This is a genomic window from Spirillospora sp. NPDC127506 (genome assembly GCF_040302145.1).
Classification (GTDB): domain Bacteria; phylum Actinomycetota; class Actinomycetes; order Streptosporangiales; family Streptosporangiaceae; genus Spirillospora.
Window position 1 is genome coordinate 43,107 of sequence record NZ_JBEORG010000013.1, and the last position, 21,855, is coordinate 64,961.

At 74.4% G+C, this 21,855-nt stretch carries 20 protein-coding genes; 9 read left to right on the top strand and 11 right to left on the bottom strand.

Translation table 11 applies throughout. The annotated features are described in order from the left end of the window. Positions 1 to 25: 25 nt before the first annotated feature. From ABTW95_RS15030 to ABTW95_RS15060, 7 genes are all read right to left on the bottom strand, one after another. Entirely contained in the window at positions 26 to 1,207 is a 1,182-nt protein-coding gene (locus ABTW95_RS15030; protein WP_500226550.1) for a PucR family transcriptional regulator, read from the bottom strand. A 98-nt stretch (positions 1,208 to 1,305) separates the two neighbouring features. Further along, complete coding sequence (locus ABTW95_RS15035; protein ID WP_396449102.1) at positions 1,306 to 2,601, bottom strand: acyltransferase family protein; 1,296 nt, start codon at positions 2,599 to 2,601, stop codon at positions 1,306 to 1,308. A gap of 199 nt (positions 2,602 to 2,800) precedes the next feature. Further along, positions 2,801 to 3,577 carry an SAM-dependent methyltransferase gene (locus ABTW95_RS15040; protein ID WP_500226612.1) on the bottom strand — a complete coding sequence of 259 codons (777 nt, stop codon included), beginning with the start codon at positions 3,575 to 3,577 and terminating at the stop codon, positions 2,801 to 2,803. Between the two features lie 317 nt (positions 3,578 to 3,894). Beyond that, entirely contained in the window at positions 3,895 to 4,530 is a 636-nt protein-coding gene (locus tag ABTW95_RS15045; protein ID WP_500226551.1) for a GNAT family N-acetyltransferase, read from the bottom strand. A gap of 80 nt (positions 4,531 to 4,610) precedes the next feature. Next, positions 4,611 to 5,054 carry a hypothetical protein gene (locus ABTW95_RS15050; RefSeq protein WP_500226552.1) on the bottom strand — a complete coding sequence of 148 codons (444 nt, stop codon included), beginning with the start codon at positions 5,052 to 5,054 and terminating at the stop codon, positions 4,611 to 4,613. Between the two features lie 100 nt (positions 5,055 to 5,154). Then, positions 5,155 to 6,075 (bottom strand): anti-sigma factor RsbA family regulatory protein, encoded by a 921-nt coding sequence (locus tag ABTW95_RS15055; RefSeq protein ID WP_500226553.1) that lies wholly within the window; start codon positions 6,073 to 6,075, stop codon positions 5,155 to 5,157. 237 nt (positions 6,076 to 6,312) lie between these two features. Next, positions 6,313 to 7,482, bottom strand: a complete 1,170-nt coding sequence (locus ABTW95_RS15060) for a carboxylate-amine ligase (RefSeq protein WP_500226613.1) — start codon at positions 7,480 to 7,482, stop codon at positions 6,313 to 6,315. Between the two features lie 117 nt (positions 7,483 to 7,599). Here ABTW95_RS15060 and ABTW95_RS15065 point away from each other — a divergent pair, with 117 nt between their 5' ends. After that, positions 7,600 to 7,728 (top strand): hypothetical protein, encoded by a 129-nt coding sequence (locus tag ABTW95_RS15065; protein WP_255205683.1) that lies wholly within the window; start codon positions 7,600 to 7,602, stop codon positions 7,726 to 7,728. A gap of 51 nt (positions 7,729 to 7,779) precedes the next feature. Here ABTW95_RS15065 and ABTW95_RS15070 read toward each other — a convergent pair whose 3' ends face one another. The 3 genes from ABTW95_RS15070 to ABTW95_RS15080 all read right to left on the bottom strand — a co-directional run bounded on the left by ABTW95_RS15070 (position 7,780) and on the right by ABTW95_RS15080 (position 9,496). After that, positions 7,780 to 7,968 (bottom strand): hypothetical protein, encoded by a 189-nt coding sequence (locus ABTW95_RS15070; RefSeq protein WP_500226554.1) that lies wholly within the window; start codon positions 7,966 to 7,968, stop codon positions 7,780 to 7,782. 12 nt (positions 7,969 to 7,980) lie between these two features. Beyond that, complete coding sequence (locus ABTW95_RS15075) at positions 7,981 to 8,190, bottom strand: HGxxPAAW family protein (protein WP_500226555.1); 210 nt, start codon at positions 8,188 to 8,190, stop codon at positions 7,981 to 7,983. Between the two features lie 127 nt (positions 8,191 to 8,317). Beyond that, positions 8,318 to 9,496: an acyl-CoA dehydrogenase family protein gene (locus ABTW95_RS15080; protein ID WP_500226556.1), complete on the bottom strand. Its 1,179-nt coding sequence runs from the start codon at positions 9,494 to 9,496 to the stop codon at positions 8,318 to 8,320. A 133-nt stretch (positions 9,497 to 9,629) separates the two neighbouring features. Here ABTW95_RS15080 and ABTW95_RS15085 point away from each other — a divergent pair, with 133 nt between their 5' ends. The 8 genes from ABTW95_RS15085 to ABTW95_RS15120 all read left to right on the top strand — a co-directional run bounded on the left by ABTW95_RS15085 (position 9,630) and on the right by ABTW95_RS15120 (position 20,701). Next, positions 9,630 to 11,453 (top strand): methylmalonyl-CoA mutase family protein, encoded by a 1,824-nt coding sequence (locus ABTW95_RS15085; RefSeq protein WP_396449109.1) that lies wholly within the window; start codon positions 9,630 to 9,632, stop codon positions 11,451 to 11,453. Continuing rightward, the gene (scpA, locus tag ABTW95_RS15090) at positions 11,450 to 13,663 is read left to right on the top strand and encodes a methylmalonyl-CoA mutase (RefSeq protein ID WP_500226557.1); all 2,214 of its coding nucleotides are present in this window, start codon (positions 11,450 to 11,452) and stop codon (positions 13,661 to 13,663) included. Before ABTW95_RS15085 ends, scpA begins: the two co-directional genes overlap by 4 nt. Then, positions 13,660 to 14,643 carry a methylmalonyl Co-A mutase-associated GTPase MeaB gene (gene meaB, locus ABTW95_RS15095; RefSeq protein WP_396449073.1) on the top strand — a complete coding sequence of 328 codons (984 nt, stop codon included), beginning with the start codon at positions 13,660 to 13,662 and terminating at the stop codon, positions 14,641 to 14,643. Before scpA ends, meaB begins: the two co-directional genes overlap by 4 nt. A gap of 55 nt (positions 14,644 to 14,698) precedes the next feature. Continuing rightward, positions 14,699 to 15,673: a GNAT family N-acetyltransferase gene (locus ABTW95_RS15100; protein WP_396449072.1), complete on the top strand. Its 975-nt coding sequence runs from the start codon at positions 14,699 to 14,701 to the stop codon at positions 15,671 to 15,673. 169 nt (positions 15,674 to 15,842) lie between these two features. Beyond that, positions 15,843 to 16,745, top strand: coding sequence for a hypothetical protein (locus ABTW95_RS15105; protein WP_500226558.1), 903 nt, complete (start codon positions 15,843 to 15,845; stop codon positions 16,743 to 16,745). A 1,489-nt stretch (positions 16,746 to 18,234) separates the two neighbouring features. Beyond that, positions 18,235 to 18,669 (top strand): HNH endonuclease, encoded by a 435-nt coding sequence (locus ABTW95_RS15110; protein WP_500226614.1) that lies wholly within the window; start codon positions 18,235 to 18,237, stop codon positions 18,667 to 18,669. Positions 18,670 to 18,817: 148 nt separating this feature from the next. Next, complete coding sequence (locus ABTW95_RS15115) at positions 18,818 to 19,834, top strand: VldE C-terminal domain-containing protein (protein ID WP_396449069.1); 1,017 nt, start codon at positions 18,818 to 18,820, stop codon at positions 19,832 to 19,834. 30 nt (positions 19,835 to 19,864) lie between these two features. Then, the gene (locus ABTW95_RS15120) at positions 19,865 to 20,701 is read left to right on the top strand and encodes an endonuclease/exonuclease/phosphatase family protein (protein ID WP_500226559.1); all 837 of its coding nucleotides are present in this window, start codon (positions 19,865 to 19,867) and stop codon (positions 20,699 to 20,701) included. Here ABTW95_RS15120 and ABTW95_RS15125 read toward each other — a convergent pair. Continuing rightward, on the bottom strand, positions 20,695 to 21,750 hold the full coding sequence (locus tag ABTW95_RS15125; protein WP_396449067.1) for a Gfo/Idh/MocA family oxidoreductase: 1,056 nt from the start codon (positions 21,748 to 21,750) through the stop codon (positions 20,695 to 20,697). The genes ABTW95_RS15120 and ABTW95_RS15125 overlap by 7 nt on opposite strands. Between the last annotated feature and the right edge of the window lie 105 nt (positions 21,751 to 21,855).

Below are 21,855 nucleotides of genomic sequence, written 5' to 3' on the forward strand. Positions count from 1 at the left end.
GGCGGCGGGGATCAGGCGGCGGGGGTCAGGCGGTGCGGGCTTCGGCGCGGCCGGTGCGGACCAGCCAGCTGAGCATCAGCATGACGTCGAGCCGGCCGTCCAGGTCGGAGAACCGCCCGCCGGTCAGCTCGGCGATGCGGCGCAGCCGGTACCGGACGGTCTGCTCGTGGATGTGCAGCCGCTCCGCCGCGATCACCGCGTTGTCGCCGCACTCCAGGTAGGTCAGCAGCGTCTCGGCGAGCGGCTGCCGGCGCGCCGGCGCCAGCTCCAGCAGCGGCCCGAGGACGGTCCTGGCGGTCGCGCCGACCAGCTCGTCCGCGGCGTGGACGGCGAGCGCCGCGATGTGGTCGACGCACCGGACGGGGCCGTCGCACGGCAGCAGGCCCCGCTCGGCCAGCGTCAGCGCGTGCCGGGCCCAGCGCAGCGACACGGCCCCCCGCCCTACCGGCACGGTCGGGCCGAGCGCGGCGGTGCCGAGCCTGCGCAGCACCGGCCACAGCCGGTCCTGGCCTGGGCCCTCCGGGTCGGGCACCACGAGGAACGGGACCGGCGCGTCCCAGTCGGCGAGCACGGCGGGCGGCAGGATCCGCGCGCCGGGCGGCGCGCCGGCCGGCAGCGCGACCAGGGCGATGCTCTTCGGCAGCTCCCAGCGGGCCGCGACCGCCAGCTCGGCGATCGCCCCGGCCGCGGGCGGCGGCTCGGCGACCAGCAGGTCCCGCAGCCGATCGCGGCGCCGCTCCCGCTCGGTCGCCAGCTGCCCCTGCTGGCGGGCGTAGCCCTGCGCGGCGGCGTCGGCGACCCGCGCCAGCAGCATGAACAGCGAGTCGGTCAGCCGGCTGAGCGTCTCCCGCGACCAGCCGAGCCGGTAGGCGTCCTTGATGAACCGCCGGCAGGCGACCTGGCTGCTCACCCGCATCGCGTTCTGCAGCGCGGCGAGGCTGCGGCCCTGCCGGGCCTCCTCCTCGCCGAGCCGCATGTACAGCTCGGTCAGCTTGCGCGCGTCGGCGTTCGGGTGGTCGACGGAGTCGACGAAGAACGCGACGGTGTCGCCGACCGCGCGCTCCACCCGCCGGGCGTACTCGCCGCCGTCGTCGCCCGCGTACTCGGGGACCTGGTCGCGGATCTCCCGCTCCATCTCCTCGACGGCGGCCTGGAGGTGCTGCCGCAGCATCTCCGGCAGCTCGGCCGGCATCGGCCCCTGTGTCATCCGGTGTCCGTTCGCGCGTTCGGGGACGAATCCGCCTCACCATAGGCAAAGAAGGGAGCGCTGTCACCACTCGCCCCCCGCCCGCCGCGGGGCCGCGGTCAGGGCCGCGCGGGCTGCGGCGCGGCGGCCGGAGCGCCGGGGCGCCGCGCCGTCAGGCGGCGCCCGAGGCGCTGCGCCGGTCGTTCGACGTACCGGTGCGTGAGGGCCGCGGACACCAGGACGCCCGCGACCAGGACCGCGCCCCACGCCGCCCGGACGGGGACGGGCAGCCCCCAGGTGTCCTGCCCCGCCGCGTACCAGACCACCTGGACGACCAGCGGGTGCAGCAGGTAGACGGAGTAGCTGACCAGCCCCGACCACACCAGGAACCGGGGCATGCGGCGGTGCCGGAGCGCGAGGCCGGCGAGGAAGGTCAGCCACGCGGCGGCCACGGCGATGGACCAGTCCCGCCCGAGCGGGTTCGGGTTGGCGTACAGGGCCCAGGACGTCGGGGTGCGCATGCCCGCCACGATCGACAGGACCGGCACGACGGCGACCATCGCCATGGCCGGGCGGCGGGGGAGCCGCCCCTCCTGGATCGCGCGGACCGCCGTCCCGGCGAACATGGTGGCGATGATGCACAGGCTCTCGATCGCGCCGATCCGGCTGTTGAACAGGACCAGCGTGAGGGCGAGCGCCGCGACGAGCCCGACCCCGGCCCGGCGCGCCGCGCGCCGGCCGCTGAGCATCGCGGCCAGCCCGCCGGCCAGCAGCAGCGCGGCGGCGAGGATCGTCCCGCCCGGCCACCGGGAGGCCAGCAGCCCGGACGGCAGCGCCACGCCGAGGATCGCCGCGCCCACCCCGAAGCCGAGCGCGACGCGCGCGCTGGAGCGGTGCACGCCGGCGACGAACATCGCGGTGATGAGGAGGTAGAACACCATCTCGTAGGACAGCGTCCAGAGGACATTGACGGCGTTCGGCACGCCCAGCAGGTCCTGCAGCATCGTGAGGTGGGCGAGGGCGGACGCCCAGGGCCGGTCGCCGAGCGCGGCGGGCAGCCCGTAGGTCACCCCGGCCGCGCCGAGCGGCAGCGCCAGCCCCAGCGACACGGCCCAGGCCGGGTACAGCCGGAAGAAGCGCCCGGCCCAGAAGTGCCGGACGTTGCCGCGCCGCTGCAGTGAGAACGGCACGACGTAGCCGCTGACGAGGAAGAACACGAACACCCCGTACCGGCCGAAGTCGAACCAGGGGCTGGCCGTCCGGCGCACCTCGGGGAGCAGCACGTCCAGGGAGTGCTCGAACACCACCACCAGGGCAGCCAGGCCCCGCAACGCGTCCAGCCACCCCATCCGGGAGGCCCGCTCCGCGGGAGAACCGATCTTCGTCTGGACTGAGGGCAGGGTGTTCGTCGGCATCGCAGGCCACCATAGGGGCCGAACCGTTACCGTCTCTAACGGGCGAATGAGATTTCTGTGAGCTAGCGGCCCGGCGGCTGACGCACCGTGACGAGACGGGGACAGCCGCACGACCTGCCGGAGCAGGGGCGCGGGGACCGGAGCGGAAGGCCGCTCCGGCGGTGCCCGTGTGACCAATGACACACCAGGGGCGGACGGTTCAGCGGACGCCGACCACCCCGTACAGGACCGGACACTCGGCGAACGTCCCGCCGGCCAGCGGCACCACACCGGGCGGGAGCGGGCGGAACGGTCCCAGCAGGCGCGCCACCTCCGCCCCGCTCCGCGGGTACAGCGGGACGCCGGTCGCCTCCCGGTAGCGCCGCGCGCCCTCGGCGACCGCGGCCGGCGCGAAGTCGGCGGTGAGATGCGAGACGACCAGGGCGCTGCCCGGCGGGGCCGCGGCCGCCAGGGAGGCGACGACGTCGGCGGCGCCGGGCAGGAAGTGCAGCACGGAGGAGAGCACCAGAGCCACCGGCTCCGCCGGGTCGATCAGCCGGCGCACCTCGGGGCTGCCCAGGACCGAGGCCGGGTCGCGGATGTCGGCGCGCAGCGCCGCGACGTTGCCGCCGTCGATCAGCAGCGCGCGGGCGTGGGCGATGACGAGCGGGTCGTGGTCGACGTAGACGACGCGGGTGCCGCCGATGCGGCGGGCGGCCATCTGGTGCAGGTTGTCGGACCGGGGCAGCCCGCAGCCGAGGTCGACGAACTGCCGGACGCCGCGCTCGGCCAGCAGCCGCACCGCGCCGGAGAGGAACGCGCGGGCGGCGTGCGCGGCCTCCGCCGACTGCGGGAGGACCTCCAGGATCCGGTGCGCGAGCCGGCGGTCGCAGGAGTAGTTGTCCTTCCCGCCGAGGAGGTAGTCCTGGACCCGCGCCGACCCCGGCCTGTGCAGGGCGAGCGGGGTCTCCGGCGCCCGTGTCCCGGCCATGGTCATGTCGTTCACCTATCGCCTTCCCTGGGGCAGGAGTGCAATGGCTCCCTCCCGACGGTAGGCGGCGCGGCCGGGGGAGGCGCACCGGGGGCCGTCGATCGGCGGCGGGGGCCGGACCCCCGGTGGCCGCATCGGGCCAACCGGGTTTGGCGCCTGCTCGCCGCGGCGCGGACCTCCGGTGACGCGTATCAGGAACGCGGCAGGCGAACGGAGGGTCGCCGCCCGCTCACCGCGCCGTGCGGACACCGGCGCTCAATGGCCGCTTCCGGCCATGACACGGGCCTGACCGAAGCGGTCGATCCGTTGTGGAGAGGCCCGGTTCAGGAATCCTGCCCGGGTTCCCGCCACATGAGCCAGACCGGCGGGCAGCCCCGGCCCGGCAGCGCCAGCTCCCGGGTCACCCGGAACCCGAACCGCTCGTAGTAGGGGACGTTCCGCTCCTTCGAGCTTTCGAGGTAGGCGGGCAGCCCCTCGGCGTCGCAGCGGTCCAGCCGGGAGCGCAGCAGCGCGCCGCCGAGGCCGCCGCCCTGCGCCGGCGGGTCGGTGCCGAGCACCGCCAGGTACCAGTGCGGCTCCCGCGGATGGTGCCGCTCGATCTCGCCCAGCGTGCGCAGCGTGATCGGCACCCGGGTGCCGAGGATCCGCAGCAGCGGCAGCGCCTGCGCCGCCTGCAGCCGGACCGGCACCCGCCAGTGGCCGGGCGGGTCCCACAGCGCCGCCGCCTCGGTGCCGCCGTCCCGCCCGGTCGCCTCCGTCGCGCCGTGCCGCAGGTGCACCCGCCGCAGCAGGACGCCGAACAGCCCGGTCAGCCGGCGCACCCGGGACGCGTCGTCCGGCAGCAGCCAGCGCCAGACCGGGTCGTCGTCGAAGGCGCGGCCGAGGAGCGCCGCGATCGCGTCGGCGTCGGCGTCCGCCGCGGTGCGGACCAGCGGGGACGGCTGCGAGGGGGATGTCATGGCGCGGCCTCCTGGTGGGACGCGCCGATCCTCACCGCGCGGGCGGCCCCGCGTCAAGGAGCCGGATCACACGGGCGGGATCACGTGCAGCGGCGGCGCCGCTCGCGCCACCGGGTCAGCTCCTCCAGGACGAGGGAGACGCCCGCCCCCACCAGCCAGGTGTCCTTGGCGAGCGCGATGCCCTCCTGGGTCGGGCGGAGGCTGCCCTCCTGCCGCATGCCCGGCAGCCGCAGGTAGAGACCGGTCAGCCCGGCGGAGAACGCGGTCAGCGCCGCGCCGGCGAGCAGCGAGGGCACGAACGGCGCCAGCAGCGCGCCGCCGATCGCGGCCTCGGCCCTGCCGAGGTTGCGGGTGAAGGTCCGCGCGTCCTGCGACTCCAGGAACGGGTAGGCGGTCTTCGCCATGCCGTGGGTCGCCTCGGCCGACTCGTCCAGGGCCTGGAGCTTCGACAGGCCCGAGTTCAGGACGAAGGCCCCCACCGCCAGCCGGATCGGGATCTGGTGAGGACGAGCAAGAATGCGCATGGTTCCCCATTGAAGATCGGGATGTTCGGGCGCAGGCATCATTCCCGCCGTCCGCCGCCTACACCTGGGCCCGGGTCAAGTCTCGGGCTGCCGGGGCCGCCTACTTGCGCAGGTAGACGCGGGTCGTGGTGCCGTCCGGGCCGGTGTGGACGCGGACGAGGTCGGCGAGGTGGTGGACCAGCAGGATGCCGCGCCCGCCGTACGGGCTCATCCTCGCGGGGAGCCGGCCGGCGAGCGGGTCGGTGATCGTCCCGGCGTCGCGGATCTCCCCGACGACCTGGCCGTCCTCGGACCAGAACCGGAGGGTGCCGGCCCCGCCGCCGTGCAGGCAGGAGTTGGCGGCCAGCTCGCTCACGGCGAGCTCCATGTCCCCCGCGGCGTCGCCGTCCAGGCCGAAGTGCGCCGCCCAGCGGCACGCGAACTCGCGGACGAGGGGGAGCGCGTCCAGGTCGAAGCTCATCGAGACCGCGCCCGCCGGTTCGGGCAGCGGCCGGTTGTAGGCGCGGATCACCCGGTGGGGCGCGTAGTCGGCGCTGGCCCGCTCGCCGTCCCGGTCGATCACGACCGGGTGGGTGGCGCGCGCGTCGGCGAGCGCGACGGCGTCCAGCCCGGTCTCGTCGTAGGGGCACAGGATCGACGCGCCGCGGCCCGCGAACGCCAGGTTGATCAGCGCCTCGTGCTGGGCGCACGCGGGGTACTCGGCGGCGGTGCGGCCGGGCCAGATCGGCTCGCCGATGATCCGCACCCGCGCGCCGGCGTGCCGGTCGGCGAAGTCGCGCAGGACGCCGGGGATGATCCGGCCGGGGTTGCGTCCCGCCTCGGCCATGTCGAGCCAGGCGACCTCGCGGGACGTCTCGCCCAGCGCGTCGCGCAGCAGCCCCAGGCGCGGGGCGGGGACCGCGACGGCGACCGGTTCGCCCGCCGCGCGCCCGCCGCGGACGAACGGGACGGTGCCGGCGAGGTACTCCGCGTCGTCCCGGTAGAAGAGGGCGGGGTGGTGGAACGGCCCCCGTGTCGTCACGCCCGGTGCGCCGGGCCCGGGACTCATCGTGAGGTCGCTCCGTCCGAACTCGCTGTGCGCACCCGCATCGGTCGAGGGGTACGCGCCCGCGGGGCGGCCGTGCGCGCCGGCCATGGCCCCGCGGTCCCCCGGATGCCGCCGGTGACCGGTCCAGACCCAGAGGTACCCGCGGCTGACCGGGGAAAACGGGCGAAATGTGCAAAGTTTGCTTTCCGAACCGGCGGGAGGCCGGGCGGCTCAGCGGTCCGGCAGCAGCGCGGCGTCGACGACGTCGGCCAGCCGGCCGCGCCTGCGGTAGGCGGCGCGCTGCCGCTCGGCCCCCGTCCCGCCGGTGAGCAGCCGCCGGACGCCGCGGGTGACGAAGCCGGCGTCGCCGGCGTCGCCGAGCGCGGGCAGCGCGTGCGCCAGCAGGTCGCCGGCCAGTTCCCGGAAGCCCGCCGGGCGGCCGGTGCGCAGGTCCACGCCCCGGCCCGCGAGCCCGTCCCGGGCCGCCAGCCAGTACGCGGCGCGCAGCATCTCCTGCGGCGGGTCGGGCGCCGGCTCCCCGGCGTCCACCGCGCGGGACGACACCCGCACCAGCGCCCGCACCAGCGCGGCGAGGACGGCCGCGTCGCCGGCGGTGGGCGCGACGTCGGCGAGCCGGACCTCCACCGTGGGCAGCCGCGCCGACGGCCGGACGTCCCAGAAGATCGTGCCGGTGTCCATGAGCGCGCCGCAGCCGAGCAGCGTCCCGACGAGGTCGTCGTAGTGGGCGGCCGACGCGAAGAACGGCGGCGGGCCCGCCACCGGCCACCGCGCCCACGCCATCGCGCGCCAGCAGGCGTGCCCGGTGTCGCGCCCCGCCCAGTACGGGGAGTTCGCCGTCAGCGCGAGCAGCACCGGCAGCCACGGCCGCAGGTGGTTGCCGACCTGGACGGCGTGCTCCCGGTCGGGCATCTCGACGTGGACGTGGCACGAGCAGATGCTCTGCTCGTCGTCAAGGGCCCGGTAGACCGCGAGGCTCTCGGCGTAGCGGGGACCGGTGCCGATCGGGGCGGGCACCACCTCGCCCAGCACGGGCGTGCCCGTGGCCGCGAGCCGGACGCCCTCCGCCGCGGCGGCGGCCGCCATCGCCGCCCGCATCGCCCGGATCTGCTCGCGGAGCTTGTCGAGGTCGTCGCACGGCGAGGTCTTCGCCTCGGCGAGGAACGCGACCAGTTCCGTGGAGGCCCGCTCGCCCAGCGCCGCGCCCGCCCGCCGCACGACGGCGGGGGCGCGGGGGACGACCTCCCGGGAGACGGGATCGACGACGAAGTACTCTTCCTCGACTCCGAATCGCAGGGTCGTCCACCACCTCGGGTTCGGGCGACGCGGCGGGCGGAGTCCGCCTCGCCGTTCCCCTCGACGGTACGTGGCCGCCGCCGCGATCGCACCTGCCGGTCCGCCCGTAAACGGCGGTAAGGGATCTTCTTGACGTTCTTTTGACCCGCCGCCCGGCGGGCAGAGTCCCGGGAGGAGAGGCGGACGTGGGAAGGAGGTGGCCCCATGACCGGATCGACCGTCGTCGGCGTGCTCGTCCTGCTGCTCGCCGTCGCCGTCTTCTTCCTGGTGGGGCTGTTCTATCTCGGGGACAAGCGGAAGGGCCCGCCCAACGGCTCGGACAGGGGCCGTTGAGGCGGACCCTCGGCGGATCCGGGTGGACGCGGCGCACGCGTCCCGGCGGTGCTAGCGGCCGGGGCCGGCGTCCACGAAGTACATGCACAGGGCGATGACGTGGGTGACCACGACCACGCCCATGCTGACGAAGAACAGCATCTTCGCCGGGGCGTGCGGGAAGACCCTCCCCGGCGTCAGCTCGCCCCGCTCGCGGAGCCGCTCGGCGATCCGCTCCTCGATGGGAGGACGGCCGAACACCGCCGCCGCCCTCTAGGCCCGCGGGTCGTCGACGATGACGTCCGTCATGATGTCGACGGCCAGCGCGACGATTCCGCCGATCGCGATCAGCGCGGCGCCCACCCCGAAGACGGTCCAGTTCGGGCCGAGGGTGAGGCCGACGCCGCCGACGACGAAGCCGGCGAAGATGATGGTCACGGCGATCCAGGACTTCGGGCGCCCGGCGTGGCTGCCAGTCGACATGTGGTGGTCTACCTCTGCGCGGTTCCGATGGGGCTGTACGAGGCCGAACTCTAGCAACGCCCCTAGACAGAGGGCTCTCCGGGGTGCCCTGCGGACCGTCCCGGGGATCTTCCGGACGGGGGAGGCGTCAGACGAACGCTCCCATTCCGGTCGCCGCGCGGCCGACGATCAGCGTGTTGATCTCCCGCGTGCCCTCGTAGGAGTACAGCGCCTCGGAGTCGGCGACGAAGCGGCCGATGCCGTAGTCGAGGACGATCCCGTTGCCCGCCATCAGCTCGCGCGCCCAGCCGACGACCTCCCGCATCCGGGTGGTGCAGTACGCCTTGGCGAGCGCCGAGTGCTCGTCGCGGTACAGGCCGTCGTCCTGGAGCTGGGCCAGCCGCACCACCATGCCGAGGCAGGCGGTCGCGTTGCCCAGCATCTTGACCAGCAGGTCCTGCACGAGCTGGAACTTCGCGATCGGCCGCCCGAACTGCCGCCGCTCCACCGCGTAGTCGCGGGCGATCTCGTACGCGGCCAGCATCACGCCGACGGCCTGCCAGGCGACGCCGCTGCGGGTCCGGCGCAGGATCGCGGCGGTGTCCTTGAAGCCGTTCGCCCCGGCGAGGCGGTCCGCTTCGGGGACGCGGCAGTCCCGCAGCTCGATGTCGGCGTTCTGGACGGTCCGCAGCGCGATCTTGTGCTCGATCGGGGTGGCGGTGAAACCGGGCGTGCCCTTGGCGACGACGAACCCCTTGACCTGGTCGTCCGCCTCGTCCCGCGCCCACACGACGGTGCAGTCGGCGAACGTGGCGTTGCCGATCCAGCGCTTGGCGCCGTTCAGCACCCAGTGGTCTCCGTCGCGGCGCGCGGTGGTGCGCAGGCCGAGCGCGACGTCCGACCCGCCCTCCGGCTCGGTGAGCGCGAACGCGCCGATCTTCTCCATCCGCCCCATCGCGGGCAGCCACCGCTCGCGCTGCTCCGGCGAGCCGCACCGGCCGATGCTGCCCATCGCGAGGCCGGTGTGCACGCCGAAGAACGTCGCCATGGACGGGTCGACGCGCGCCATGTCCATCGCCAGGAAGCCGGTCAGCAGGCTGCTCGGCTTCTCCCCGGGGCACTCGTCGTGGGCGAGCCCGGCGATGCCGAGCTCCCCGTACTGCGGGATCAGGTGGAACGGGAACTCGGCGCGCCCCCAGCAGTCGTTCGCGATCGGCGCGACCTTCGACTCCAGGAAGCCGCGCACCCGCTCGACGATCTCCTTCTCGCGCTCGTCGAGGAGTTCCTGCATGTGGTAGAGGTCGCCGGGGAGCGGATCCAAGGCCATGGGGCTGCTCTTCCCGGACGCCGCGCCGCTAACCGGCGGACGGGCCGCCCGCCGCGCGTTCCGGACGGCGCGCGTTCTGTCCAGTGGGACCCGCTTCAGGGCGGCTTTCGGTCGCTCACCTACGATCCAGGGCATGACGGTGCCGCCTGAGGAACTCGAACTGGCCGCCGCCTTCCCCCCGGCCGAGCGCGACCGGTGGCGGGAGATGGTGAAGGGGGTGCTGCGCAAGTCCGGCGCGGCGACCGACGACACCCCCCTTGAGGAGATCGAGGGTCTGCTGACCCGCACGTCGTACGACGGGGTGCCGATCGCGGCGCTCTACACCCGCGACGACGCCCCGCCGGGCCGTCCCGGCCTCGCCCCCTGCGTCCGCGAGGTCCGCCCGGACGGGGAGGGCATCGCCGGATGGGACGTCCGGCAGCGGCACGCCCACCCCGACCCCGCCGCCGCCCGCGAGGCGATCCTCGCCGACCTGGAGAACGGCGCCACCTCCGTCTGGCTGCGGCTCGGCGAGGGCGGCCTCCCGGTCGCCGGCCTCGCCGACGCGCTGCGCGGCGTCCTGCTCGACCTCGCGCCCGTCGTGCTGGACGCCGGGGCGGCGACGGCCGAGGCGGCGGACGCGTTCCTCGCCCTGGTCACCGAACGCGGGAACGCCGCGGACGCGTCGGGGAACCTCGGCGCCGACCCGCTCGGCCTCCAGGCCCGGACCGGCGCCGCCGGGCCGCTCGACGGCGCGGCCGCGCTGGCCGTCCGGTGCGCCCGCGAGTTCCCGGGGCTGCGCGCGGTCACCGCCGACGGCACCCCGTACCACGACGCGGGCGGCGCCGACGCCGAGGAGCTGGGCGCGGCCGCCGCCGCCGGGGTCGCCTACCTGCGCGCCCTGACCGGCGCGGGGCTGAGCGTGGACGAGGCGTTCGGGCAGATCGAGTTCCGCCTCGCCGTCAACGCCGACCAGTTCTCCTCGATCGCCAAGCTCCGCGCGATGCGCCGGCTGTGGACGCGGATCGCCGAGGTCAGCGGCGCCGCGGACGGGACGGCCGCCCGGATCCACGCGGTCACCTCGTCGGCGATGATGACGCGCCGCGACCCGTGGGTGAACATGCTCCGCACCACCATCGCCGCGTTCGCGGCCGGGGTCGGCGGCGCCGACGCGGTCACCGTCCAGCCGTTCGACGCCCGCCTCGGGCTGCCGGACGACTTCGCCCGCCGCATCGCCCGCAACACCCAGACCCTGCTGCTGGAGGAGTCGAGCCTCGCCCGCGTCGTCGACCCGGCCGGCGGCTCCTGGTACGCCGAGAGCCTCACCGAGGGCCTCGCCCGGGCCGCGTGGGACTGGTTCACCGAGATCGAGCGGGCCGGCGGCCTCGGCGCCGCTCTGCGCTCCGGCCTCGTCGCCGACCGGATCGCCGCGACCTGGGCGCGGCGGCGTGCGGACATCGCCCGGCGCAAGGCCCCGCTCACCGGCGTCAGCGAGTTCCCCGACCTCGCCGAGAAGCTCCCCGAGCGCGACCCCGCGCCGGCCCCGCCCGGCGGCGGCCTCCCGGTCGTCACGTACGCGCAGGACTTCGAGGCGCTGCGGGACCGCTCCGACGCGCACCTGGACGCGACCGGTGCGCGTCCCAGGGTGTTCCTGGCGACGCTCGGCCCCGCCGCCGTCCACACGGCGCGCGCGTCGTTCGCCGCCAACCTCTTCCAGGCGGGCGGCGTCGAGACGGTCGCCGGGCCGCCCGAGGAGTTCGGGACGTCCGGCACGAGCGTCGCCTGCATCTGCTCCAGCGACCGGCTGTACGAGGAGCGGGCCGCGGACGCCGCGCGGATTCTGCGCGAGGCGGGCGCGGTGAAGGTGTGGCTCGCGGGTAAGGGAACCTACGAGGGGGTCGACGCCAACGTGTACGCCGGATGCGACGCGATCGGGGTCCTGGAGACCACCCTCCGTGATCTGGGAGTGAACGAATGATCCCCGACTTCACCGAGATCGAGCTCGGCGCCGCGCCCCCCGCCGACGAGGCCGCCAAGCGGTGGCGCGCCGCCGTCGCCGACGCCACCGGCAAGGACCCGGAGGCCCAGACCTGGGACACGCCGGAGGGCATCGGCGTCAAGCCCCTCTACACCGCCGACGACCTGGCCGGGGTCGACTTCCTCGACACCCTCCCGGGCATCCCGCCCTACCTGCGCGGCCCCTACCCGGCGATGTACGCCACCCGGCCGTGGACGATCCGGCAGTACGCCGGCTTCTCCACCGCCGAGGAGTCCAACGCCTTCTACCGGCGCAACCTCGCGGCCGGGCAGAAGGGCCTGTCGGTCGCGTTCGACCTCGCGACCCACCGCGGCTACGACTCCGACCACCCGCGCGTCGCCGGCGACGTCGGCATGGCGGGGGTCGCGATCGACTCCATCTACGACATGCGCCAGCTGTTCGACGGCATCCCGCTCGACCGGATGAGCGTGTCGATGACCATGAACGGCGCCGTCCTGCCCGTCCTGGCCCTCTACATCGCCGCGGCCGAGGAGCAGGGGGTGAAGCCCGAGGCGCTGGCGGGGACCATCCAGAACGACATCCTCAAGGAGTTCATGGTCCGCAACACCTACATCTACCCGCCGCAGCCGTCGATGCGGATCATCTCCGACATCTTCGCGTACACCTCGCAGCGGATGCCGAAGTACAACTCCATCTCGATCTCCGGCTACCACATCCAGGAGGCCGGGGCCACCGCCGACCTGGAGCTGGCCTACACCCTGGCCGACGGCGTCGAGTACATCCGCGCCGGCCGCGAGGCCGGCCTCGACATCGACGCGTTCGCGCCGCGCCTGTCGTTCTTCTGGGCGATCGGCATGAACTTCTTCATGGAGGTCGCCAAGCTCCGCGCCGCGCGGCTGCTGTGGGCGCGGCTCGTGAAGTCGTTCGGGCCGCGGAACCCCAAGTCGCTGTCGCTGCGGACGCACTCGCAGACGTCCGGCTGGTCCCTGACCGCGCAGGACCCGTTCAACAACGTCGCCCGCACCTGCATCGAGGCCATGGCCGCCACGCAGGGCCACACCCAGTCGCTGCACACCAACGCGCTGGACGAGGCCCTGGCCCTGCCGACCGACTTCTCCGCCCGCATCGCGCGCAACACGCAGCTCGTCCTGCAGCAGGAGTCGGGGACGACCCGGACCATCGACCCGTGGGGCGGCAGCGCCTACGTCGAGCGGCTCACCTACGATCTCGCCCGCCGCGCCTGGGGCCACATCACGGAGGTCGAGCGGGCCGGCGGCATGGCGAAGGCGATCGACGAGGGGCTGCCCAAGCTGCGCATCGAGGAGGCGGCGGCCCGCACGCAGGCCCGCATCGACTCGGGGCGGCAGCCGGTCATCGGGGTGAACAAGTACCGCCCGGACTCCGAGGAGGAGATCGAGGTACTGAAGGTCGACAACGCCGCCGTCCGGGCTTGGCAGATCGAGAAGCTGCGCCGCCTGCGCGAGGAGCGCGACGAGGCCGCGACCCGGTCCGCGCTGGAGGCGCTGACCCGCGCCGCCGAGGCCGCCCAGAACGGCACCCGCGAGCCCGGCCTGGAGCAGAACCTGCTCGCGCTCGCCATCGGCGCCGCCCGCGCCAAGGCCACCGTCGGGGAGATCTCCGACGCGCTGGAGCGGGCGTTCGGGCGGCACGCCGCGCAGATCCGTACGATCTCCGGTGTGTACCGGGAGGAGGCGGGACAGGTGGCCGCCATCGAGAGGGCGCGCGCCGCGACCGCCGCGTTCGAGGAGGCCGAGGGGCGCCGCCCCCGCATCCTCGTCGCCAAGATGGGCCAGGACGGCCACGACCGCGGCCAGAAGGTGATCGCGACCGGGTTCGCCGACCTCGGCTTCGACGTCGACGTGGGCCCGCTGTTCCAGACCCCGGCGGAGGTCGCCCGGCAGGCCGTCGAGGCCGACGTGCACATCGTCGGCGTCAACTCCCTCGCCGCCGGCCACCTGACGCTGGTGCCCGCGCTGCGCGAGGAGCTCGCCGCGCTCGGCCGCGACGACATCATGATCGTCGTGGGCGGGGTCGTCCCGCCGCAGGACTTCGACGAGCTGCGCGCGGCCGGCGCCTCGGCGATCTTCCCGCCCGGCACCGTCCTCGCGGACGCCGCGATCGGCCTCCTGGACGAGCTGACCGCGCGGCTGGGGCACGCCGCCAAGTGAGGCCGGGGCTCGACGACTACGCCACCGGGGTGCGGGAGGGGTCGCGCGCGTGGATCGCCCGGGCGATCACGCTCGTCGAGTCGACCCGCCCCGACCACCGGGAGCTGGCGCAGAAGCTGCTGGTCGAGCTGACCCCGCACACCGGGAACGCCCGCCGCGTCGGGATCACCGGTGTGCCGGGCGTCGGCAAGTCGACCTTCATCGACGCGCTGGGCACCCGCCTGACCGGCGAGGGGCACAAGGTCGCGGTGCTCGCCGTCGACCCGTCCTCCACCCGGACGGGCGGCAGCATCCTCGGCGACAAGACCCGGATGCGGCGCCTCGCGGCCGACCCGAACGCGTTCATCCGCCCCTCGCCCACCGCGGGCACGCTCGGCGGCGTCGCCAAGGCCACCCGCGAGGCCATGGTGGTCATGGAGGCGGCCGGCTACGACATCGTCCTCGTCGAGACCGTCGGCGTCGGCCAGTCGGAGACCGCGGTCGCCGAGATGGTCGACTCCTTCCTGTTCCTCACCCTCGCCCGCACCGGCGACCAGCTCCAGGGCATCAAGAAGGGCGTCCTCGAACTCGCCGACGTCATCGCGGTCAACAAGGCCGACGGCGAGCACAAGATGGAGGCCAGGCGGGCGGCCCGCGAGCTGTCGGGGGCGCTGCGGCTGCTGCGCGGCGACGAGCGCGTCCGCGACACCCCCGTCCTCACCTGCAGCGCCCGCGAGGGCACCGGGCTGGACGAGGTCTGGGACAAGATCGTCGAGCATCAGGAGCGGATGCGCGAGTCCGGTGAGCTGGAGAAGCGGCGCCGCCGCCGGCAGGTCGGCTGGACGTGGGCGATGGTGCACGACCGGCTGCTCGGCGAGCTGCACGCCCACCCGGACGTCCGCGCGCTGGCGCCGTCGCTGGAGCGGCAGGTCGCGGACGGGACGCTCACCCCGGCGCTCGCCGCCGACCGCATCCTGGCCGCGTTCACCCGGGAGCGCTGAGCCCGGTTCCCGGCATGCCCGGTCGCGGCGGGCCGCCATCCGGTACAAAAGTCGGATGGACGTCATCGCGCTCGACGCTCCGACGGACGCGCAGATCCGCGCGTGGCACGAGGTGCTCGCCGCCGTCCACGCCGCCGACCCGGCCGGGGAGCCCGCCCCCGACCCGGACGGCGCGGCGCGCCGGCTGCTGTCCGCCGAGCCCGGCGCGCGGCAGCGCCACTGGGCGGTCGCGGACGGCGGCCGGATGGTCGCGGTCGCGTCCCTCCGGCTCGCCGGCGAGCCCGGCACCGCCCGCCCCGGCGAGGTCGACGTGCAGGTCCATCCGCGGCACCGCCGCCGCGGCCACGGCCGCCGCCTCCTCGCGGCCGCCGCCGAGGGGCTGCGCGCCGACGGGCGCACCAGCGTGATCGCGCAGGTCCTCGCGGGAACCCCCGCGGTGCCCTTCCTGGAGTCGCAGGGGTTCGAGTGCGTCCTCACCCTGCGCGGCATGCTCCTGCGCCTGGACGAGGTCCCGCCCGGACGCATCGAGCGCCTGCTGGCCGAGGCGCCCGCCGGGTACGAGCTCGTCCGCTGGCGGGGTACGGTCCCGGACGGGCACGCGGCGGCGCTGGCCCGCGCGAAGCACGCCATGGCCGACTTCGCCGAGTACGAGGGGGCCCCCTGGGACGCGCGCCGCGTCCGCGAGATGGCCGAGGTCGTCGCCAAGCGCGGCGACGACCTGTACACGGTGGCCGCGCTGCACGGCGGCGCGATCGCGGGCTTCACCGAGATCGTCGTCCCGCACGACTCGGCGGGCCGCGCCGCCCAGTACGACACGGCCGTCGTCCCCGAGCACCGCGGCCGCCGCATCGGCATCTGGGTGAAGGCCGCGATGCTCGCCTGGCTCACCGCCGAGCGCCCCGACGTCCGCGAAATAGAAACGGACAATTCCGGCGACAATGCCCACATGATCGCCGTCAACGAGGAACTGGGCTTCCGCACCGAACGCGAATCCCTCGAATACCAGGCCCCGGTGACCGCCCTCCCCTGAAGGTCTCTGGCGCGATCCGCTTCGCGGACGGCCCTGGCTGCTCGACGTCGGCGTTCGAGGGCGGCGCGGCGTTTTCCACAGATGCGAGATCCCGAGCGCTCCTGCCCAGCCGTGGCCGAGGCTGGGATGCGGCGCCCGTCCGGGCGCGTCTCGACGGGGAGGCGGGGAAATGGGGGAGCGGTTCGTCCTGACGGTGCCCGAGACGGTCACCGCGCGTTTCCTGGTGGCGGCCAGGACACGGCTCGTCCCGGGTACGGACTGCCTGCGGGACGCGGTCGGCGCCCGGGGCGTGGGGCGCTTCGCGGCGACAATGCTGGAATCGTCCCAGCTGACGATAGAGCCGGTAACGGAGATCACCGCGGAACTGAAGGCCCAGTTGCACCGGCTCGGCGGATCCGAAGACCGCCTCCGGGACGTGCTCGGGGCGCCGCGCCACATCACGGTGACCGCGACCAGCGCACCTGCCGACCTGCCCCGCCATGCGCAGGCGGCCCGCCTCACCGCCCGCACCCTGGCCGCGGCCCTGCACGGCACGGCCGCCGACCTCGACACAGGCCAGATCCTCCCGCCCGACAAGGCCCCACCCACCGAACCGGAAGACTTCGCTCTGGGCCGTGACTGGGCACCGGTCTACATCACCCTGGAACCGGAAGACGCCACACGAACCAGAGCCGAGACGGCCGGCCTGCACCGCTTCGGCCTCCCCGAGGTGACGGCGAGGCACGTCCCCTACGCGAACATGCTCACCGCCGCGAACCTGGTCCGAGCCCTGGCCTGGCAGCTGCTCGCCGAGCAGACCGCCCACATCAGGAGAACCGCCACCACCGGACCGCGCGAAATCCTCACCGAAAGACCCGTCCACGAGAACGACGTCCTGCGCTTCTGGGGCGCCCCCGCAAGAGCATCGAGGCCCAGCACGCGCGTCCAACTGGCCTGGACGGACACCCCATGCCCAGGCTGCCCGGCGTCGATCGAGGCGAGGCCGGCAGACCCCGACCACGAAAAATGGTGGGCCGAGTGCGCCGCCGCGATGCCCGAACAAATCCGCACGCCGGACCCCTCCACCCCCTGACCACGGCCGAGCCCAGGTCCCGCCCTCCTCCCAGAAGTCGGTGACGCGCGACCGCTCACCCCTACGCGAGAGCCAACGAGCCCGACGGCATCCCATACGCCCCACGGCCGGCCAGCCTGTTCTTCCAGCCGCTGCCGACGCGCCCCTCTGGTGGGTGACCAGCCCGCCCGGAGGAGCGCACATGGTTCCGCGACCTGTCTGAGGCGACGCCTCCGTTTCACGGGCTGCCCGGGCCGCCCGGTGGCCTTGGGAGCCACATCGGCCCGTACGCGTCCTCGAAGTCCTCGCCGACTTCCTGGAGATCGGGATCACCGGCCGCCCGAGCCCGGTGGACGAGTTATTCGAGGAGCGGCCATGCCTTGATATGGGCGAGGAGTTCGGCGAGGCGGCGGTAGTCGTCGCAGTCGGCCGAGCCGAGCTGGTCCATGACGGGGGAGGAGCCTGGGGCCGTCCTGTGGAAATGTCCCGAGGAAGCCGAGGGCCGCCCCCTGTTGCCAGGCGTCACCCTTCAGAGCGGCCTTGAGGATCTCCACTCTGTCCTGGGCGTTCCGATAGAAGTCCGCTTGGCGGCGGTGGAGTTCGCGTTCGGCGTCTATGAAGGCGGCCCACAGTTCGACGCCGGACGGTGAGGTGCTCACGGGCTGCTCCTATCGGGCGGGCACGGCTGGTCGGCGATGCAGATCATGCCGTCTTCGCGCTCATGCCGAACGGCGACCAGTTCGGGTCCACGCTGCCGACCAGGTCGACCAAGCACAACCGGCTGCCGCAAGGGCGAGGTCGGCCGGGTCCGGCGGCCGTGCCGCCTGGTCTGCCTCCGGGGCAAAGAGCTCGCGACCGGACCGTGTTGGGGGAGTTTCGGCGGTTGTCCGGACTTCTTATGGAATGTGCCGCGCCGTGTCGGGTGCGTGCCGCTGTGAGCTTGGCGAGTCGCACTAGTCGGTGCGATACGCCAGGTCATTGGCGGTGGGGAAGTCCTTCACCGAGAGGGCCGGCGAGGTCATTGACGGGCCGGGGTGACGCGTCTGTTCCAGTTGGCGTGCGGATGGTCGGGTTGCTCGTCGTGCAGCAAGTTCCCCGGGCGTCCTGGGAGACGCGGCCGCGCGGGCCGGGGCCCGTGTCCGGAGGGTCAGGTGCGGGTCGGGCGCCTTTGTGGCGGGGGTGGTCCGGATAGTGGAGGCGTGAGATCGGCGCCATGGCGAAGGGGCGTCCGGGATGGCGCCGTGGGTGTGCTGGGCGGGGGTCCTGGGGCCTGTCGGGGTCGGGGTGGCCACAATGGACGGGGGAGTACGGGGGCGCGCCGGGGCAGGGGGCGGGTAGCGAGGGTGGAGGAAAATGCGTTGCTGTGGTGGGGTTTAGTCGGCAGTCTTATGGGGGTTCCGGGAATGGTCGGTAATTGCCGGAGTTTCCGGGCGTTCGTCTTTTCGTCTGGTGTTGCGGGCGGAAAGGGGCGGTGGAGAGTCGTGCAGGGTGAGGAGGTGAGCCGGTGAACGTGCTCGTTTTGAACGCGTCTTACGAGCCCTTACAAAGGGTGGACCTGCGGCACGCCATCCGCATGCTGGTGCGCGAGGTGGCGGTCGTCGAGGAGGCGGAGGAGGGGCGGACCTTCGGCCGCTTCCCCGTGCCGCGGGTCCTGCGGCTCGTCCGGTACGTCGCGATGCGCTGGCGGCACGGGAGGCGGCCGCCGTGGAGCAAGCGCGGCGTGTACCTGCGCGACCGGGGGCGCTGCTGCTACTGCGGGAAGCGCGGGAACACGATCGACCACGTCCACCCGCAGTCGCGCGGCGGCGGCGACACCTGGGAGAACACCGTCCTGGCGTGCGGGAAGTGCAACAACCGCAAGGGGGACCGGACGGTCGCCGAGGCCGGGCTGCGGCCGCTGTGGGAGCCGCGGGTGCCGCGCTGGGAGGAGCTCGTCGGCCTGTGACGGGGCAGGGGCCGGACCGCCGCCGGGCGGGCCGGCCCCGGGTCGTGTCCGGCGCATGACCCAGTGTGTTTTCTGAAGCCTCTGAGGCTAAATGGACGATTGTGGTAGCGTGCCGCCAATCTTTGGCTTTGTTATCCGGGAGAGATCTGTGGCGGCCCTCGATCCAGGTGGCAGGACGGCCCGTGCGTCGCGCGGGCGCACGATCGCGAGGCGCGCCACCGCGATCGCGCTCGCGGTGGCCGTGTCGGCGGCGCTGCCGCCGGTGTCCGGGAGCGCCGCGGGGCTTCCGCAGGAGCCGAAGGACCTCAAGAAGGAGTACGCCGAGCTGAAGGCGCGCTCGGAGAAGCTCGCGAAGGAGTACCGGGGCGAGCTCATCTCCCTGGAGGAGGCGAAGAAGGCCGCCGAGCGGGCGGGCGCGGCGGCCCTGAAGGCCGACCGCGAGTACGACGCCGCCCGGGCCGGCGTCGCCCGGCTCGCGTCCACGACGTACATGACGGGCCGGCTCGACATGATCCCCATCATCTCGTCGGCCGAGCCCGGCGCCGCCGTCCACGACGCGGCCGTCATCGAGCACATCAGCCGGAACAACGGCCGCCGCATCCAGAACCTGCAGGCCCTCACGACCAAGGCGCAGCAGTCGCACGAGACGGCGAAGAAGAAGCTGGCGGAGGTCAAGGAGGAGATCGAGGACCTGGAGAGCCAGCGCACCCGCGTGAAGAAGCTGCTCGCCAAGTACAAGCCCGAGGTGACGAAGGCGCCCGTCGGCGGCGGCCGCCCCGACGGGGTCAGCGGCACCAAGTCCCCGATCGTGGGCGACTCGGTCACCGCCCGGATGCGCACGGTCCTGCTGGAGATCGACGGCAAGTTCGGCCCGTTCCCGACGATCGGCTGCACCCGGCCCGGCGACCCGCAGGACCACGGCTCCGGCACCGCGTGCGACTTCATGGAGAGCACCGGCGGGAAGATGCCGAGCGCCTCCGCCCAGGCGCACGGCGACCGCGTCGCCCAGTACGTCATCGACAACGCGTCCCGCCTCGGCATCAAGTACGTCATCTGGAAGCAGCGCATCTACGACATGCGCAGCAGCGGCGGCTGGCGCCAGATGGAGGACCGCGGCAGCATCACGCAGAACCACTTCGACCACGTCCACGTCTCCGTCCTCTGACCGCCGCCCCGGGAGGGGGACGCTCGGAGCATGACCTACGACATCGAGGAGCCCTACGGCCCCCTGATCGAGACCACGGTCCGCGTCGCGACCTGGAACGTCTGGGACCGCTACGGCCCCTGGGCCGACCGGGAGGCGGCGATCGCCGCCGTGCTCCGCGACGCCGCCCCCGACATCGCGGTGCTGGTCGAGGCGTGGGAGGACGGCGGCGACTCGCAGGCCGCCCGGCTCGGCGTGGCGCTCGGCCTGCCGCACGCGGTGTTCCGCGGCGGGGACTCCGGCGCGCCCGCCGGGGGCCGCTCCGGGATCGCCGTGCTGTCCCGGTGGCCCCTCGGCCGCACCGGCGAGCGGCGCCTCGGCGAGCGGGCCGGGGCGGACGGCGGCCTCGCCGTCCACGCGAGGGCCGACGGCCCTCGCGGCGCCCTGCACGTCTTCGGCGCCGCCCTCGGCTGGAAGCTGAACCACAGCGCGGAGCGGCAGGAGCAGGTCCGCGGCCTCGGCGCCTTCGTGCGGGAGACGACCGGACGGGACGCGCCGGTCGTGGTCGCGGGCGACTTCAACGCCGACCCCGACTCCGACGAGATCCGCATGCTCACCGGGCGCGCCGCCGTCGCGGCGCCCGGCGTGGTGTTCTACGACGCGTGGGCGGCGGCCGGGGACGGCACCCCCGGGCACACCTGGAGCGCGGCGAACCCCTGGACGCGGCCCGTGCTGTGGCCGGACCGCCGCATCGACTACATCTTCTCGGCCTGGCCGCGCGCGGGCGGCGCCGGGCATCCCGTCCGCTGCGCGCTGCTCGGGGACCGGCCCGTCGGCGGCGTCGTCCCGTCCGACCACTACGGCGTGGTCGCCGACCTGCGCTACTGAGCGTCGAGGTCGACGACGGCGTCCTCCCGGGCGGAGCGGGCGGCGGCCTCGATGACCTCCAGGCCGGTGATCGCGTCGGTGAGCGTGGTGGGCGGCGGCGCGCCGTCGCGCAGGGCGCGGACGACGCCCGCGTAGAAGTCCTGGTAGGCGCCCGGCGCGGTGGGCTCGGGGGCCGCCTCCCCGGGCGCGCCGAGCAGGCCGTGCGCGTCCGGTGCGGCGATGCCGTAGCCGGGATCCTTGGGGGTGAGGCCCGCGCGCAGCTGGTCCTCCTGCGGGTCCATGCCGGACACCGTGTAGGACGCGCGGCTGCCCAGGACCCGGAAGCGCGGGCCCAGATGCGCGGCCGTGGCGCTCATCCAGAGGTGCGAGCGGACGCCGTCCCGGTGGGCGAGGGCGAGGAACACGTCGTCGGCGGCGGTCGCGCCCCGGCGGCGGGTGTCGATCTCGGCGTAGACGCGGGCGGGGCGGCCGAACAGGACGACCGCCTGGTCGATGAGGTGGGAGCCCAGGTCGAACAGGATGCCGCCGGCGTCGCGGGGGTCGGTGCTCTCCTTCCAGCCGGCCTTCACCTCGGGCCGCCAGCGCTCGAACCGGGACTCGAACCGCTGGACGCCGCCGAGCGCGCCGGAGCCGATCAGCCGCGACGCCGTGACGAAGTCGCCGTCCCAGCGGCGGTTGTGGTACGGGAACACCGGCAGCCCCCGCACGGCGCTCAGCGCGGCGAGGGAGCGGGCGTCCGCGGCGGACGCGGCCACCGGCTTGTCCACGACGACGGGGACGCCCGCCGTCAGCGCCGCCCGGGCGAGCGGGACGTGCTGCCGGTTGGGCGCGGCGACGACGACGAGGTCGTAGGCGTCCGGCGCGCTCCACAGCCGGTCGGCCCGGTCCACGACGTCGGCCTCGGGGTACCGCTCCCGGACGGCCCGCTGCCGTTCCGGCGCGCGGGTGACGACCGCGGCCAGCCGCAGCCCCGGGACGGACGTGATCAGCGGGGCGTGGAAGACCGAGCCGCCGGTGCCGTATCCGATCAGCGCAACACGCAGGTCCATGCCCCGATCATGACCGATGGCGCGGCGCCGGGCGGGAGGCGGGGTGTCCGGGTGTGCCGGGAGTGGCCTGGGCCACGTAGGCTCTTGTGCGGGGTTCCGGCGAAA

Excerpts from the sequence above, each read along its gene's own strand:
- ABTW95_RS15075 (WP_500226555.1), bottom strand. The coding sequence starts at position 8,190 with ATGTCGACTGGCAGCCACGCCGGGCGCCCGAAGTCCTGGATCGCCGTG.
- ABTW95_RS15050 (WP_500226552.1), bottom strand. The coding sequence starts at position 5,054 with ATGCGCATTCTTGCTCGTCCTCACCAGATCCCGATCCGGCTGGCGGTG.
- ABTW95_RS15105 (WP_500226558.1), top strand. The coding sequence starts at position 15,843 with ATGGGGGAGCGGTTCGTCCTGACGGTGCCCGAGACGGTCACCGCGCGT.
- ABTW95_RS15085 (WP_396449109.1), top strand. The coding sequence starts at position 9,630 with ATGACGGTGCCGCCTGAGGAACTCGAACTGGCCGCCGCCTTCCCCCCG.
- ABTW95_RS15045 (WP_500226551.1), bottom strand. The coding sequence starts at position 4,530 with ATGACATCCCCCTCGCAGCCGTCCCCGCTGGTCCGCACCGCGGCGGAC.
- ABTW95_RS15125 (WP_396449067.1), bottom strand. The coding sequence starts at position 21,750 with ATGGACCTGCGTGTTGCGCTGATCGGATACGGCACCGGCGGCTCGGTC.
- ABTW95_RS15100 (WP_396449072.1), top strand. The coding sequence starts at position 14,699 with ATGGACGTCATCGCGCTCGACGCTCCGACGGACGCGCAGATCCGCGCG.
- ABTW95_RS15035 (WP_396449102.1), bottom strand. The coding sequence starts at position 2,601 with ATGCCGACGAACACCCTGCCCTCAGTCCAGACGAAGATCGGTTCTCCC.
- ABTW95_RS15065 (WP_255205683.1), top strand. The coding sequence starts at position 7,600 with ATGACCGGATCGACCGTCGTCGGCGTGCTCGTCCTGCTGCTCGCCGTC.
- ABTW95_RS15080 (WP_500226556.1), bottom strand. The coding sequence starts at position 9,496 with ATGGCCTTGGATCCGCTCCCCGGCGACCTCTACCACATGCAGGAACTC.
- scpA (WP_500226557.1), top strand. The coding sequence starts at position 11,450 with ATGATCCCCGACTTCACCGAGATCGAGCTCGGCGCCGCGCCCCCCGCC.
- ABTW95_RS15030 (WP_500226550.1), bottom strand. The coding sequence starts at position 1,207 with ATGACACAGGGGCCGATGCCGGCCGAGCTGCCGGAGATGCTGCGGCAG.
- ABTW95_RS15120 (WP_500226559.1), top strand. The coding sequence starts at position 19,865 with ATGACCTACGACATCGAGGAGCCCTACGGCCCCCTGATCGAGACCACG.
- ABTW95_RS15040 (WP_500226612.1), bottom strand. The coding sequence starts at position 3,577 with ATGACCATGGCCGGGACACGGGCGCCGGAGACCCCGCTCGCCCTGCAC.